The sequence below is a fragment of the Staphylococcus arlettae genome, assembly GCF_025560845.1.
GTDB classification, from domain to species: domain Bacteria; phylum Bacillota; class Bacilli; order Staphylococcales; family Staphylococcaceae; genus Staphylococcus; species Staphylococcus arlettae.
Window position 1 is genome coordinate 679,709 of the sequence record NZ_CP094803.1, and the last position, 13,419, is coordinate 693,127.

Consider the following 13,419-nt stretch of genomic DNA (forward strand, 5'->3'; position numbering starts at 1 on the left):
TTTTGCTAGAGTGTTACAAAATAAAATATGATAGACTAAATTAAGAAACATATCATTAAGGAGGTATGACCATGTATAAAGCTGTAGTATTTGATTTTGATGGCACAATTATAGATACTGAGAAACATTTATTTACAATTATTAATAAACACTTATTAGCACATGAATGTACACCTTTATCACTTGATTACTATAGGTCTTCTATAGGCGGTGCAGCTACTGAATTACATGACTACTTAGAGAAGGAATTAGGTAAAGAGGCTAAAGAGGCAATCTACACAGACCACAATCGTACGAGTGTCGATCTACCTATCGATGACGAGATTGAACAACTAATGATCTTTTTAAAACAACATCATATTCCAATGGCAATTGCTACAAGTAGTTATCGCGCGGATATTCAACCAACATTCGATAAGCTAGGTTTAGAGCAGTATATAGATGTGATAGTAGGGCGAGAAGACGTTGCAGAAGTTAAGCCTAATCCTGAATTATATTTAACTGCAGTACAACGTTTAAATTATAACCCTGTGAACTGTTTAGCAATAGAGGATTCCGTTAATGGTGCAACTGCAGCAGTTACAGCTGGATTAGATGTCGTTGTAAATACGAATGATATGACAGTAGCACAAGATTTTAGTTCAGTCCCATTCATCGGTAAAAATGTAACCGCACGTGAAATTATTGCTGATTATTTTACTAAATAAGAAGGTACGTCATTATGAATTTATATATTTTACTTTTGTTTTTAGGAGGTCCATTAATACTTGCTATCGGTAATTTAGTGTTGGGCCCAATTTTTAACAAAACAATACCATTTCATATTCAAGTAAGATCATTTTTTATAGGTTCAGTTGTATATCTATTAGGTGCAACTGCATTGTATTATTTGATATTGCAATATCAGTTTTAATCATAAGCGACCATTGTTAACGAGACAACTAGTATTCAATCGTTGATACAACAGTGACACATAAATAAAAGCAACCCAATTGCTAAATAATTTAGAAATTCGGTCGCTTAATAGACATGTATATTTTTAGTTACTTAAAAAATTGAAAAGCTAACGTTACAATTACTAGGACCAGTAAAATTGCATCTATGCCAATCATAATTGCAAATCTAGGATTTTTTTCACCAGTTTGCTTACTGTTTTTAACTGCTTTGAGGTTAGGAATGAGACTCACAATTAATAAAATGATAATAACGATACCTAAAAAGATACTCACTTCGAATCACCTCCGTTACGCTTTGATTCGATAAAGACCCAAATATAACCAGCAATTACGCCTATAAGCAAGCCTGCTATGATACCAATTTTGATAGCTCCAAACAGACTACTTATTAAAATACTAAGCAACATTGCAATGGGTATGGTTGTACCAAATTTGAACTTTAATTCAGGTGTATGCATCATAGAAAATAATGTGAAGTATAAAATTGCTAGCACACATGTTGCTAATATTGATTTACCTATAAGTGGCGCTACATTGACATTTTGAGAGCCAAAGTAATTCAAAAAGAAAAATAGTAAACCAAAAACGATTGATGTATATATTGTACGGCGTAGTAATTGTTTATTCATAAGGGACTCCTTTAAGTTAAAGCTAAATTGAATTATAACATATCATATTTAAGTGCAAGTGTATTGTGTAATGCGACTGTGCGTTGATTATTACATTTTGTAAGAATCCAATAATTAAAAAAATACATTTTGCAATTATTGTAAAAATATTATAGAATAAATAGCGGGAAATGAAAACGCTTTCATATACAAAAAATATCGTTTAAATTTTTAGAATTTATAGTATAATAGCGACATGCATAGGTGTTGTTTCTCACTTATATTTGAAAGAGATGGGGTTTAAATAAAATGAATGAAGAACATGAATTACATAGGGGGCTAAGTGCGCGTCAAATTAGAATGATTGCACTTGGTGGAACTATAGGTGTTGGACTATTTATGGGGGCTACAAGTACAATTAAATGGACGGGACCTTCAGTAATATTTGCATATTTAATTGCAGGTATCTTTTTATTTTTAGTAATGAGAGCTATGGGTGAGATGGTTTATCTATATCCAACTACAGGTTCCTTTGCAAACTTTGCGAGTGATTACATACATCCGGTCGCAGGTTATTTGACTGCTTGGAGTAACATTTTCCAATGGATAGTCGTCGGGATGAGTGAAGTTATAGCTGTAGGACAATATATGAATTATTGGTTCCCGGATTTACCACAGTGGATTCCTGGAGTCATTGTCGTAGCATTGTTATTATGCGCAAATTTAGTTTCGGTTAAAGCTTTTGGCGAATTTGAGTTTTGGTTTGCAATGATTAAGGTAGTAACAATAATTCTTATGATTATTGCAGGTTTCGGCATTATTTTCTTTGGTTTAGGTAATGGTGGCGAAGCGATTGGCTTATCTAATTTATGGGCTAATGGTGGGTTCTTCCCAAATGGATGGCTTGGATTCTTCTTTGCATTATCTATCGTTATCGGTTCATACCAAGGTGTAGAATTAATTGGTATTACTGCTGGTGAAACAAAAGATCCACAAAAAAATATTAAAAGCGCTGTAAACGGTGTAATTTGGCGTATACTTATTTTCTATGTTGGTGCTATCTTTGTTATTGTAACTGTTTATCCTTGGGATGAACTTGGTAATCTAGGAAGTCCTTTCGTAGCAACATTCGCTAAAGTAGGTATTACTATTGCAGCTGGTTTAATTAACTTTGTTGTATTAACTGCAGCGATGTCAGGTTGTAACTCTGGTATATTCAGTGCTAGTCGTATGGCGTATACATTAGCACAGCGCGGTCAAATGCCTAAGATTTTCTTGAAAGTAATGAAAAATGGTGTGCCTGTTTATACTGTAACAGCAATTGCTATCGGTATTTTAATTGGTGCATTACTTAACGTAATCTTGCCAATGTTTATCGAAGGTGCAGATAGTATATTTGTTTATGTATATAGTGCATCAATCTTACCAGGTATGGTACCTTGGTTTATGATATTAATAAGCCATTTACGGTTCCGTAAAGGGAACCCTGCTTTATTAGAAGGCCATCCTTTCAAAATGCCTGGAGGCGCGTTATCAAATTATATAACAATGGCATTTTTAATTATTGTACTTATCGGTATGTTATTTAATAAAGAAACAGTTGTTTCAGTAGTAATTGGTATAATTTTCTTAGCGTTTGTGACAACTTTCTATTTTGTGAAAGGTTATCATAAACAACAAGATTAAATTTAATAATTTTCTCGTTTGTACTTTAAGACTACTTTAAAGGCGAACTATGAAATTAAAAACAAGTGAGTTGATAAATCGAAGTAATGCTTCGATTTATCGCTCACTTGTTTACATTAAACCGTCTTATTTACACAAACTTAATGTTATCTCAATAGTATCTCAAAAAAAGTTTATTAAAATAAACCATAGATTAACAAATACATATCCTAAAGGAGTTTTTTAGCATGAATATGTGGAAGAAAATTGCGACATTATCGTTAGCGACTTCTATAGCTGCTAGTTCTATTGGAACGTCTTCAATCTCTCAAGCTTCAAGTAAAGAATCAGCAAAAAACAAAGACGAAGTATCATACGTTGGGAACACTAAAAATCCTAAAAACGTGATTTTCCTAGTGGGCGATGGCATGGGACCTTCTTATAATGCAGCATATCGTTATTTTGCAGATGACCCAAATACAAAAGAGATGGACAAAACAGCTTTTGATGAACATTTAGTCGGTACACAACGTACAAATCCCAATGATCCAAAAGAAAATGTTACTGACTCTGCAGCAGGTGCTACAGCATTCAGTTCTGGCCATAAAACATTTAATGGTGCTATTGGAGTAGATGCCAATAAGCAAAAAGTTAAAACTGTATTAGAACAGGCTAAAGAAAATGGTAAATCAACTGGATTGGTGTCAACTGCTGAAATTACAGATGCTACACCGGCAGCTTATGCTTCTCACGTAGATGATCGTGATAAAAAAGACGAAATCGCACAACAATTTTATAATGATAAAATAAATGGTGAACATAAAGTAGATGTCTTACTAGGTGGTGGCTCAGAATACTTTGGTAAAGATAACGGTGATTTAACTAAGAAATTTAAAAAAGATGGTTATGATATTGTTAAAAACAAAAATGACTTGAAGAACTCTAAGGGAGATCAAGTATTAGGATTGTTTGCTAAAAATGATATGCCATTAAACATAGATGCGCCTAATAAAAATCCAGAACTTGTAGATATGGAAAAAAGTGCATTAGACCGTTTATCTAAAAATGATAAAGGTTTCTTCTTAATGGTTGAAGGTGCTTCAATTGATAAAGCAGGACATCCTAATGATGTTACAGGTGTAATGTCAGAAATGGGCGGATTTGAAAAAGCATTTAAACATGCTACCGAATATGCCAAATCTAACCCTGATACACTTGTCGTAGCTACAGCTGACCATGCTACTGGTGGAATGTCAGTCGCTAAAGGTGAAGATTATGAATGGAATCCAGATGCGATTCATAGTATGAAGCATTCTGGTAAATATATGACAGAACAAATTGCAGATGGTAAAAATCCAGAAAAAGTAATTAATGAAGGTTACGGCTTCGAAATTTCTAAAGATAACATGTCGGATATTAAAGAAGAAGCTGAAAATATGAAAGGGTTAAAAGAAGACGATTCTGAATACGAAGATCAATTACAAAAATTACAGGACGCGATTCAAAAACCTATCAATGATAAATCTAATACTGGATGGACAACATATGGGCATACTGGTGAAGATGTAAATACCTATGCTATGGGTCAAGGTTCGGAAAAATTCAAAGGTAATATTGATAATACAGACAATGCCAAAAATATTTTTGAATTCTTTCAACAATAAACAATGAAGTAATAAAAGCAAAGTGCTAATTACAGCACTTTGCTTTTATTTTGTTGGCAGTTTTTTGTGCACGCTTTCCGCGATCACTGCGTTAGCCTGTAGTCTTCGGCTAGTGCTATTCCCGCAGGAGTCCGCCCAAATCACTGCCAATAATATATAAATTATGCACTCCAACAATAGAAAAAAATCAGTGATGCAAAAAAGCAACATGGTCGTAAAGGGAAACGATACAGAGGAATTATAAAAGTTTCCATGGATACTACACTAATTTGTGGAATCATGAATCTTAAAAAATGGCAATGTGGTTATTAAAAGGAGTGGTAATGCTCTGAAAGACTACTGGTATTTAATAAAATCATCCAATAGATATAAATAGAGGAACCTTAGTCACGTTCACCTAAAGTTTGTCTACATTTTGAAAGCAAAGTGCTTATTACAGCACTTTGCTTTTTAATGTTTGAATTTAATTTTTGAGATATGTTTATGATAATTATTAAGTGCCATTTTTGACTGTGTTATAGCATCTAAAACTTCATTATAATTCAAAGCGATAAAGCGATAATATAAAATATCTACAGTGAATAATTGGGCAAATAATGAAGTAGTAGCAGCCATACGTAATTCATTTTCATCGGTTGTACCATAGATGATTGTAAAATTAGCATGTGAAGCAATGTAATTATTATAAGAGCTTGTTATTGTAATAATATTAATATGATAATCATTGGCGACTTTAATCATTGCTTGTAACTCACTATGATTACCTTGATTGGTAATAAAAATAATACAGTCTTGTTCACCGTGTGTTGCGAGTGTAGTCATAAACAAATGTGTTTCTTTAATTAATCTGACCGGCAATCCAATTCGCGAAAACTTTTGAAACAAATCTTCTGCTGTAATGGAAGAAGCACCATAACCAAACAAAAAGATTGTCTTAGCATGTTTTAATGCATAGCAGACTTGATCAACGATATTGGCGTTAATATGTTGTGCTGCAGCGTGCATTGTACTTGTTGCGCGCGAAATCATTTTATTGGTGAGTGTTTCTACTGATTCTCCAGCTTTCAGTTCGATATGATGATTACTCATATTATCAGTAGGTAAGTATCTAGAAATAGCAATTTTTAAGTCTTGAAACCCCTGAGTAGACATTTTCTTACTAAATCTTACGATGGAAGCGGTGCTTGTATTTACAGTTTCCGCTAAATCTTGTACTGACATGGAAATAATGTGTTGCGGTGATTGTAAAATATAGTCTGCAATTTTCTTCTCGCTTTTGGTTAATTCAAAATATTTGTTATCGATTTGATGGAAAATATTTGTCATAATTAATCACCTAAATGGTCAGATTCTCGCATAGCTTTTGTCGTTCCGAGTAAATAAGTGAAAACAAATCCACCTAAATAAGCAGCGAGTAAACCAGCTATATAGCCTAAATACATGTGATCAGAAATGAGTGGTAATAATGAGATACCACTAGGTCCAATAGCGGTAGAACCAATATGTCCGATGCCACCTATGACAGCACCACCTATACCGCCTCCTATACATGCTGTAAAGAAAGGTCTACCTAGTGGTAATGTAACACCATATATTAAAGGTTCTCCGATACCTAAAAATCCAACTGGTAGTGCACCTTTCAATGTATTGCGTAATGTTTGATTTTTGCGACATCTTACCCATAATGCTAAGGCAGCACCTACTTGACCGGCACCAGCCATTGCTGCTATTGGTAATAAATAAGTTGCGCCAGTTTGGTTAATCATTTCGATATGAATAGGGGTGAAGATATGGTGTAAACCGAGCATCACAAGTGGTAGGAAAAAGGCACCTATGATAAATCCACTGAAAATACCACCTATACCAATAATCCAATTAATAACAAAAACTAAACCAGATGAAATAAAGCCAGCCAGTGGCATTATGATAAAGATTGTTAATAGACCAATAATAAATAATGTAACAGTTGGTGTCACTATAATATCGACTGCATTTGGTACGATTTTATGCAATCTTTTTTCTACTATACTGAGTAACCATACAGCGAAGATAACTCCAATAATACCACCTTGTCCTGCTTGTAGTGGCTCTCCGGTAAAAATGTTAGTAATCATATTTTTATCGGTTAGTCCTGTTAGCAATGTAGTACCACCGATTACACCACCAAGACCAGGAGTTGCGCCAAATTCTTTTGCTGCATTAATACCGGTGAATATCGCTAAGTAAGCTAACATACCATCTTTAATGACATTGAAAACTGTCACAAGTTGTGTTATCCAATCACCTGAAATTTGACCAGCTTGCATTAAATTACTTAGAACAGCGGCTATACCACCAATTAAACCTGCCCCAATAAATGCTGGTATTAAAGGTATAAATATATTAGCAATAGTTTTGAGGAGTTTGTTGAATTTACCACGCTTTTGCTTTTGTTGATATGATTCCTTGTTTATCTTTGCTTTTGCTTCAGCTGCAGCTTTATAATCGTGCGGTATCGTGTCACCTAATGCCACACCACTCTTAGCTGCCATTTCGTTAGCTACTTTATTTACGGTTCCTGGACCGACAATGACTTGGATGCGGTCATCATGAACAACTCCCATTACACCATCAATTGCTTTTAAATTATCGAATTCGACTTTACTTTCGTCATGAACTTTTATACGTATGCGCGTCATACAATTAATTATGTTGTCTATATTTTCCATACCACCGACGTTATCAATAATTGAATGCGCTAATTTTTTTTCATTTGCCATACTATCACCCGCTTTGTTTAATTTATGATTGTATTGCTTGTTTAATTACACCGTTATGTGCACTTAATTTCGCTTCAGCTGCAGATTTATCTATATCACATAAATGCATTACTACTGCTACTTTTAAATTTTGATTAGCTTTGTCGTATAGTTGCTGTGCTTGTGTTGAATTAATATCACAAATATCTTGAATGATACCGATTGCTCTGTGTACAAGCTTTTCATTTGTTGGTCGAACATCAATCATTAAATTATCATAGACTTTACCACAACGTACCATCGTAATCGTGGAAATCATATTCAATATTAACTTTTGTGCAGTTCCAGATTTTAAGCGTGTAGAACCAGTTAATACCTCGGGACCAACATTAACTTCTAGGGGATAATCAGCGTGTTTACTAATTTCACTTGCTGTATTACAAGAAATTGCTACAGTTTGTGCGGCTATAGATTGTGCATATTGCAAGCCGCCTATAACATACGGTGTTCTACCACTTGCTGCAATACCAATGACGACATCCATTGAAGTTAAAGCTAAATCTTTTAAATCTGTTGCTCCTAATGTCTCGTTATCTTCGGAACCTTCAATTGCAGTTGTCATAGCTTTTTCGCCACCTGCGATAAGTCCGATGATGTCAGTAGGTTCAGTGTTGAAAGTAGGAACGCATTCTGCAGCATCTAGTACACCTAATCTGCCACTTGTGCCAGCGCCCATATAAATTAATCTTCCTCCTTTACTAAATTGTGTTGCCGTCAAGTTGATAATGTTACTGAGCGTCGGGATAACTTGTTTGATTGCTTGAGGTACACGTTGATCTTCTTCATTCATAATAGTTAGTGCATCTTCAATGCTCATTTCATCTAAGTGCATCGTAGCTTCATTTCTATTTTCAGTCGTTAAATGTTTCATTGTCTGCAACTCCTTTTTGAAATTCAAATGTATCATTTGGCTTTATCAATGGTATGAGAGGGTGATCTGCTGCAGAGATACGTGCCACGCAATTCACATGTGGATGTTTTGGTAAATCTTCTTTGATAATTTGCAACTCACATTCATAACGCCCATTTAAATGATTATCTAATGTTATGTCACCGAACACTCTGTTTAAATTATTATTAGGTGCTATTTGCTGAGATTTATACAGTCGTGCTTCTTGCGAGCGTATAGCACTTTCTGGATTATCTGGTCGTGCAGTATGCGATTGAAATAAAATGTCTTCGCTATATGGTTCAATATGAGCAAGCGACAAGATAAAATGACGGTCATGTAACAGTTTTATTAATCTTTCTGCATAATGATTGGCTAACGATGTATCTCCAATGATGACACCATCAATACCTGTATCGATTAGATTTTGTGCACTACATAACGGATGAGTCCATCTCGTTTTTTCAATTGTAGGTAACCCTTTGTGTAAGGGACTACGTTTTTCTGTACCGGCGATAAATCCAAAAATTTCTGCACTTGGATTAAATGTTTTAATAAGTGAATTTTGTGCGGTTACAAACTGTGAACTTAAACCAGTATCTGGACGTGGGTAATAATTATGACAATAACTAATTGCTTTGAAGTTAACGACATGGTTGGAAAGGTGAACAAGCAAGGTTGCATCAATTGTGCTGGCATTTAGACAACATTCAAAGTTATGGCGAATGATCTCGTTGACAGCGGTTAATGATGTTTCTGTGTCAATGCGTATTAAAAAACGAGAATTTTGATATTGATGCAATAAGTCATAGAGTTGTTGATTGAGTAACGTAGGTTGTACATCGATAATGTAAGTAATTGAACAATCTTGTAAGTGAGACAATAATTGTTGTAAATATATAAGTTTAGTAGTTTCATCTTCTTCAGGAATTTGAATAGAAGTGAAGATAGTATCATAGCCTAGGCTAATCAAATTATCTATGTAACGTTGATTGATAGGCTGTCCTAAATAAACAGAGAAACCATGCATAGCTATCCCTCCTGATATTTGTAATCGCTTACATTATATTATATTTGAAAATATATTACAATATGAATAATAAACTCATTTCAATATGTAACAATATTTCAGAAATGCACAAATTGTTCGTAGAGTTTATATACACATATTTGATAATTATCAATATAACTATAAGTATTACCAACAGTCAGTAGGGAAATGGGATTTTGTTGTAAGTCAGTTATCATGTGGAGGTAATTTTGGATGAGTGGGCATTGGTTTGATTGAAAATGAATTGTGGCATAATTATATGCTTGATTAATAAATTGTTGGAGTTCTGTTTGAGTAATTATTATATCTGTATCTTCCATTACTAGTTTATATTTAAAAAGTTCTAATAAAGTGAGTAGGTGCTTGAGTTGATTCTTAATATGACTGTAAACTTGTTTTGACATGAGGCACTCCTTATGAAAATGTAATGAAGTGTTTAAAAGTAAGAAGTATAACTGAAGAAGTGGAAAGGATTGATAATATAAATAAACTAAAGACGCATATTTACATTATCAATCAGATGGATGTTGATTTGGTGTGCAAATATGCGACTTTACTAATAACTAGCGTTTAGCTATATTATGAATTTACAATTCAGCTGGGTTTAAAAACTCTTTATAATTTTTAATTGATATATCATGTGTTTTGATCTTTTTTTCAAAAGAGTATGCGATATCTTGAATAGCAACAATTGGAATTTCATTTGTACGGCCAGATCCTATTTCAAAGACAATCGCTTTCCATAGGCCTTGTTCGCACAGTAATCCAATAAAAATGACATTTTCTGTCTGCGTATGCTCATTAGAATGTGAGTATTCCATTGCCATAACATTACGTTCGGTACAATAAATTAGTAAATCAGAAAATAAGGTTGGTAATATTTCGTGATGTTGGTCATCAAATTTAATGTAACGGTCTAATTTTTTTAAAGTTTTACGCAATTTATTATATGGTAAATTTAAGCATTTTTTTATAATTGCATGAATTTCTTCTTTATATGGAAGAGATGAAATAGATTGGCTTTCATTTAATACTAAAAATAATGCAGAAAGTTGACTTTCTGTAAGTTCAATGGCGTAATTTTGCTGTGCTTCTTGTAACTGGTAACCACCCAATTTACCATGTTTAGCTAATATTTTGACACCTTGGTCTTCTAAATCTTGAATATCTCTTAAGATTGTCCGCTTTGAGACGTCCAGATGTTTAGCTAAATCAGATGCAGAAATTTGTTTATTATGATGAATGGCATTAACAATCTTATTTTGTCGCTCACGCTTATTCATAGAAAGTCACCTCCCATTGATTACATATTACATTTATTATAGCATAAATACGATGGTGACGACATTCTTAGGCATTTTACAAAAAAGTTACAAATAAATTTTTAGAAAACGCTTACATTTTACGAAAGGTTATGTTAATATATAGACAGTAACAAAAGGGGATAGCGATTTAGATTGCAAAGGGGTAGGCTATTACATATAGTTTTTGTTACATATCTAATCGCGCAAGTTACTATTCAAACATCTTCAATATTTATTACTTACTTTCCTTTCTAATGCCGACTAGTATTGCTAGTCGGTTTTTTTGTTTCTACTTTAGCAAACTAAGCTATAAGCATATCAGTCATCTGTGGTAGAATAGAGAAAATTATACATAACTAAAATAGTGAATTACGAGAGGTGTATTTTATGAATAAAGAACAACTAATCGAACTAGATAATGCAATTAGGTCGTGGTTATTAACGTTAGATCAAGTGATACCAAATTTAATTGGAGAGATGGAAACATCAACAAAACACAATAGATTTGATTTAGTGACAAATGTTGATAAAACAATTCAACTACAATTCCAACAATTTTTAAATGATAACTATCCTGACCATCAATTATTAGCAGAAGAAAAATCGAATGACGAAGTAACTCCAAAAGAGGGACATGTATGGATTATGGATCCGATTGACGGCACAACAAACTTGGTAAAGCAGCAAGAGGATTATTGTATTATATTAGGTTATTTCGTTGATGGCGTGCCAACATTATCTTACATATATGATTATCCACATCAACAGTTACATAAAGCAGTAAGAGGTTATGGAGCTTATACCAATGGTGAACCTATTACACCACCAGAAACAATGGACTTGGCAGATGCAATTATTTCATTCAATTCACAAGTAATGAATAATGACACGATTAATGATTTATACGATGCTGCTTTTAGTTATCGTTTTATCGGTTCATGTGGGCTTGATTCAGTAAGAGTGATACAAGGACAATTTGGTGCACATATCAATACCAATCCTAAACCATGGGATATAGCTGCACAGTTTTTATTCGCAGAGGAACTTGGTTTGACAATGACAACATTAAGCAATACACATTTAGATTATGCCACAAGTGGCCCATTTATTATTAGTAATCCAGGGTGCCATGAGGAAATATTGCAAATAATAAATAGTGGAAATGGATATGCGAAATATTAAATTTCTGTAAATATAAATAGGTCTTAAGCACTATGTCAAGGGACATGGTTTACTATATAATAATTCATTGAATGAACTTAAACTCATAGAATAGAGAATTGGAGTGATACAATTGAGCCGCTCGGAATATAAAAGAAGTAAAAAAATGGGGTTGCCTACAAAAATACTGTTATGGTTGATCGGTATTTTAGTTATTTTAGCCATAGTAGCAGTTATTTATTTGGCTTTTAAAATCTTTTCAGTAGGAAATTCAATTCATAACCCATTAGATAGAAACAAATCAGAATTAAGAGATAAAAAGGTAAACTTAAATAATGGTGATCCATTTACAATTGCACTATTAGGTGTAGATTCAGATGCTGAAAGAAATGCTAATGGTGGTGGGCAGAGAAGTGATTCTATAATGGTCATTTCTATGAATCCAGATAAAAAAACATCAGAAATAGTAAGTATTCCAAGAGATACGCAAGCTGAAATTGTTGGCCACGGATCCACAGAGAAAATTAACCATGCGCATGCTTATGGCGGACCAGATATGGCTGTGAAATCACTTGAAAAATTATTAGATGTGCCAATTGATCACTATGCCACAATCGATATGGATGGTATGAAAGATATGATTGATACACTTGGCGGTATAGATGTTGTGAGCAATGCAACATTTAGTTATAATGGTGCTTCATTTGTAGAAGGTGAGAAATCGCATATGGATGGTGAGCAAGCAATGGCCTTCATTAGAAGTAGAAAAGAAAGCGGTGCTGGTGGCGATTTCGGCAGACAAGAACGTCAACAGCTAGTAATGCAAGGTATTGCGAATAAATTGACAAGTACTAAATCTATTACACACTTTAACGGTATTATGGACCATATTAAAGATAACGTGACGACTGATTTATCACTAGGCGATTTAACAAAAATTAGAAGTAAGTATAAGGATGCAAATGAAACAGTTAATAGAAATCAATTAGATGGACAAGGTGGTATTCAAGATGATGGATTGTATTATTTTATACCAAGTGAAAGTTCATTAAGCGATATTCAAAATAAAATTAAAGATAATTTAGAAATTTAACACCGAGAGGCTGGGACGTCATTGATTTGTCCCAGTCTCATTTCATATTGTCAGTAATTGAAGGCGCTTCAAATCAATTTTTGTTCAGTTCTAGTTATCCTTGGCGGAGTGTTACGACGAAATCTTTTTAATAAAATTAGATTTCTATCACACTCCGTTTTTTAGTGTTTTGAAATTATAAATTAAGGAATATAATAGAAAGCCTTAACATTTTGAGCAGTAAGATTTAC

15 protein-coding genes are annotated in these 13,419 nt (G+C 33.6%); 7 read left to right on the forward strand and 8 right to left on the reverse strand.

All coding sequences use genetic code 11. The annotated features are described in order from the left end of the window. Positions 1 to 71 precede the first annotated feature (71 nt). Together MUA37_RS03060 and MUA37_RS03065 are read left to right on the forward strand one after the other, a co-directional pair. Complete coding sequence (locus tag MUA37_RS03060) at positions 72 to 707, forward strand: HAD-IA family hydrolase (RefSeq protein WP_002510101.1); 636 nt, start codon at positions 72 to 74, stop codon at positions 705 to 707. 14 nt (positions 708 to 721) lie between these two features. Beyond that, on the forward strand, positions 722 to 913 hold the full coding sequence (locus MUA37_RS03065) for a hypothetical protein (RefSeq protein ID WP_002510100.1): 192 nt from the start codon (positions 722 to 724) through the stop codon (positions 911 to 913). Positions 914 to 1,043: 130 nt separating this feature from the next. On the opposite strand, the gene MUA37_RS03070 is transcribed toward MUA37_RS03065, so the two are convergent. Both MUA37_RS03070 and MUA37_RS03075 read right to left on the reverse strand, forming a co-directional pair. Continuing rightward, positions 1,044 to 1,229: a hypothetical protein gene (locus tag MUA37_RS03070; protein WP_002510099.1), complete on the reverse strand. Its 186-nt coding sequence runs from the start codon at positions 1,227 to 1,229 to the stop codon at positions 1,044 to 1,046. After that, complete coding sequence (locus MUA37_RS03075; protein WP_002510098.1) at positions 1,226 to 1,585, reverse strand: hypothetical protein; 360 nt, start codon at positions 1,583 to 1,585, stop codon at positions 1,226 to 1,228. The genes MUA37_RS03070 and MUA37_RS03075 overlap by 4 nt, the downstream gene beginning before the upstream one ends. A gap of 288 nt (positions 1,586 to 1,873) precedes the next feature. Here MUA37_RS03075 and MUA37_RS03080 point away from each other — a divergent pair, with 288 nt between their 5' ends. The 3 genes from MUA37_RS03080 to MUA37_RS13355 all read left to right on the forward strand — a co-directional run bounded on the left by MUA37_RS03080 (position 1,874) and on the right by MUA37_RS13355 (position 5,205). Next, positions 1,874 to 3,250, forward strand: coding sequence for an amino acid permease (locus MUA37_RS03080; RefSeq protein WP_002510097.1), 1,377 nt, complete (start codon positions 1,874 to 1,876; stop codon positions 3,248 to 3,250). Between the two features lie 227 nt (positions 3,251 to 3,477). Then, on the forward strand, positions 3,478 to 4,893 hold the full coding sequence (locus MUA37_RS03085; RefSeq protein WP_002510096.1) for an alkaline phosphatase: 1,416 nt from the start codon (positions 3,478 to 3,480) through the stop codon (positions 4,891 to 4,893). A 186-nt stretch (positions 4,894 to 5,079) separates the two neighbouring features. Next, positions 5,080 to 5,205: a transposase gene (locus tag MUA37_RS13355; protein WP_107376767.1), complete on the forward strand. Its 126-nt coding sequence runs from the start codon at positions 5,080 to 5,082 to the stop codon at positions 5,203 to 5,205. 138 nt (positions 5,206 to 5,343) lie between these two features. On the opposite strand, the gene MUA37_RS03090 is transcribed toward MUA37_RS13355, so the two are convergent. From MUA37_RS03090 to MUA37_RS03115, 6 genes are all read right to left on the reverse strand, one after another. Then, entirely contained in the window at positions 5,344 to 6,219 is an 876-nt protein-coding gene (locus tag MUA37_RS03090; protein ID WP_002510095.1) for a MurR/RpiR family transcriptional regulator, read from the reverse strand. A gap of 2 nt (positions 6,220 to 6,221) precedes the next feature. After that, positions 6,222 to 7,652, reverse strand: coding sequence for a PTS transporter subunit EIIC (locus MUA37_RS03095; protein ID WP_142019448.1), 1,431 nt, complete (start codon positions 7,650 to 7,652; stop codon positions 6,222 to 6,224). Positions 7,653 to 7,674: 22 nt separating this feature from the next. Continuing rightward, positions 7,675 to 8,562 (reverse strand): N-acetylmuramic acid 6-phosphate etherase, encoded by an 888-nt coding sequence (gene murQ / locus MUA37_RS03100; protein ID WP_142019449.1) that lies wholly within the window; start codon positions 8,560 to 8,562, stop codon positions 7,675 to 7,677. Then, on the reverse strand, positions 8,543 to 9,610 hold the full coding sequence (locus MUA37_RS03105) for a MupG family TIM beta-alpha barrel fold protein (RefSeq protein ID WP_142019450.1): 1,068 nt from the start codon (positions 9,608 to 9,610) through the stop codon (positions 8,543 to 8,545). The genes murQ and MUA37_RS03105 overlap by 20 nt, the downstream gene beginning before the upstream one ends. Before the next feature lie 98 nt (positions 9,611 to 9,708). Beyond that, positions 9,709 to 10,035 carry a hypothetical protein gene (locus tag MUA37_RS03110; RefSeq protein ID WP_142019451.1) on the reverse strand — a complete coding sequence of 109 codons (327 nt, stop codon included), beginning with the start codon at positions 10,033 to 10,035 and terminating at the stop codon, positions 9,709 to 9,711. Positions 10,036 to 10,218: 183 nt separating this feature from the next. Further along, the gene (locus tag MUA37_RS03115; protein WP_142019452.1) at positions 10,219 to 10,914 is read right to left on the reverse strand and encodes a helix-turn-helix transcriptional regulator; all 696 of its coding nucleotides are present in this window, start codon (positions 10,912 to 10,914) and stop codon (positions 10,219 to 10,221) included. 408 nt (positions 10,915 to 11,322) lie between these two features. On the opposite strand from MUA37_RS03115, the gene MUA37_RS03120 reads away from it, so the two are divergent. Both MUA37_RS03120 and MUA37_RS03125 read left to right on the forward strand, forming a co-directional pair. Next, positions 11,323 to 12,117 (forward strand): inositol monophosphatase family protein, encoded by a 795-nt coding sequence (locus tag MUA37_RS03120; RefSeq protein WP_002510089.1) that lies wholly within the window; start codon positions 11,323 to 11,325, stop codon positions 12,115 to 12,117. 145 nt (positions 12,118 to 12,262) lie between these two features. Then, complete coding sequence (locus tag MUA37_RS03125; protein ID WP_002510088.1) at positions 12,263 to 13,189, forward strand: LCP family glycopolymer transferase; 927 nt, start codon at positions 12,263 to 12,265, stop codon at positions 13,187 to 13,189. Positions 13,190 to 13,419: the final 230 nt, after the last annotated feature.

Bases quoted from the DNA above. Each gene is read 5' to 3' on its own strand.
- MUA37_RS03065 (WP_002510100.1), top strand. From the start codon at position 722: ATGAATTTATATATTTTACTTTTGTTTTTAGGAGGTCCATTAATACTT.
- MUA37_RS03110 (WP_142019451.1), bottom strand. From the start codon at position 10,035: ATGTCAAAACAAGTTTACAGTCATATTAAGAATCAACTCAAGCACCTA.
- MUA37_RS03095 (WP_142019448.1), bottom strand. From the start codon at position 7,652: ATGGCAAATGAAAAAAAATTAGCGCATTCAATTATTGATAACGTCGGT.
- MUA37_RS03080 (WP_002510097.1), top strand. From the start codon at position 1,874: ATGAATGAAGAACATGAATTACATAGGGGGCTAAGTGCGCGTCAAATT.
- MUA37_RS03125 (WP_002510088.1), top strand. From the start codon at position 12,263: ATGGGGTTGCCTACAAAAATACTGTTATGGTTGATCGGTATTTTAGTT.
- MUA37_RS03120 (WP_002510089.1), top strand. From the start codon at position 11,323: ATGAATAAAGAACAACTAATCGAACTAGATAATGCAATTAGGTCGTGG.
- MUA37_RS03105 (WP_142019450.1), bottom strand. From the start codon at position 9,610: ATGCATGGTTTCTCTGTTTATTTAGGACAGCCTATCAATCAACGTTAC.
- MUA37_RS03060 (WP_002510101.1), top strand. From the start codon at position 72: ATGTATAAAGCTGTAGTATTTGATTTTGATGGCACAATTATAGATACT.
- MUA37_RS03090 (WP_002510095.1), bottom strand. From the start codon at position 6,219: ATGACAAATATTTTCCATCAAATCGATAACAAATATTTTGAATTAACC.
- MUA37_RS03075 (WP_002510098.1), bottom strand. From the start codon at position 1,585: ATGAATAAACAATTACTACGCCGTACAATATATACATCAATCGTTTTT.
- MUA37_RS03085 (WP_002510096.1), top strand. From the start codon at position 3,478: ATGAATATGTGGAAGAAAATTGCGACATTATCGTTAGCGACTTCTATA.
- murQ (WP_142019449.1), bottom strand. From the start codon at position 8,562: ATGAAACATTTAACGACTGAAAATAGAAATGAAGCTACGATGCACTTA.
- MUA37_RS03115 (WP_142019452.1), bottom strand. From the start codon at position 10,914: ATGAATAAGCGTGAGCGACAAAATAAGATTGTTAATGCCATTCATCAT.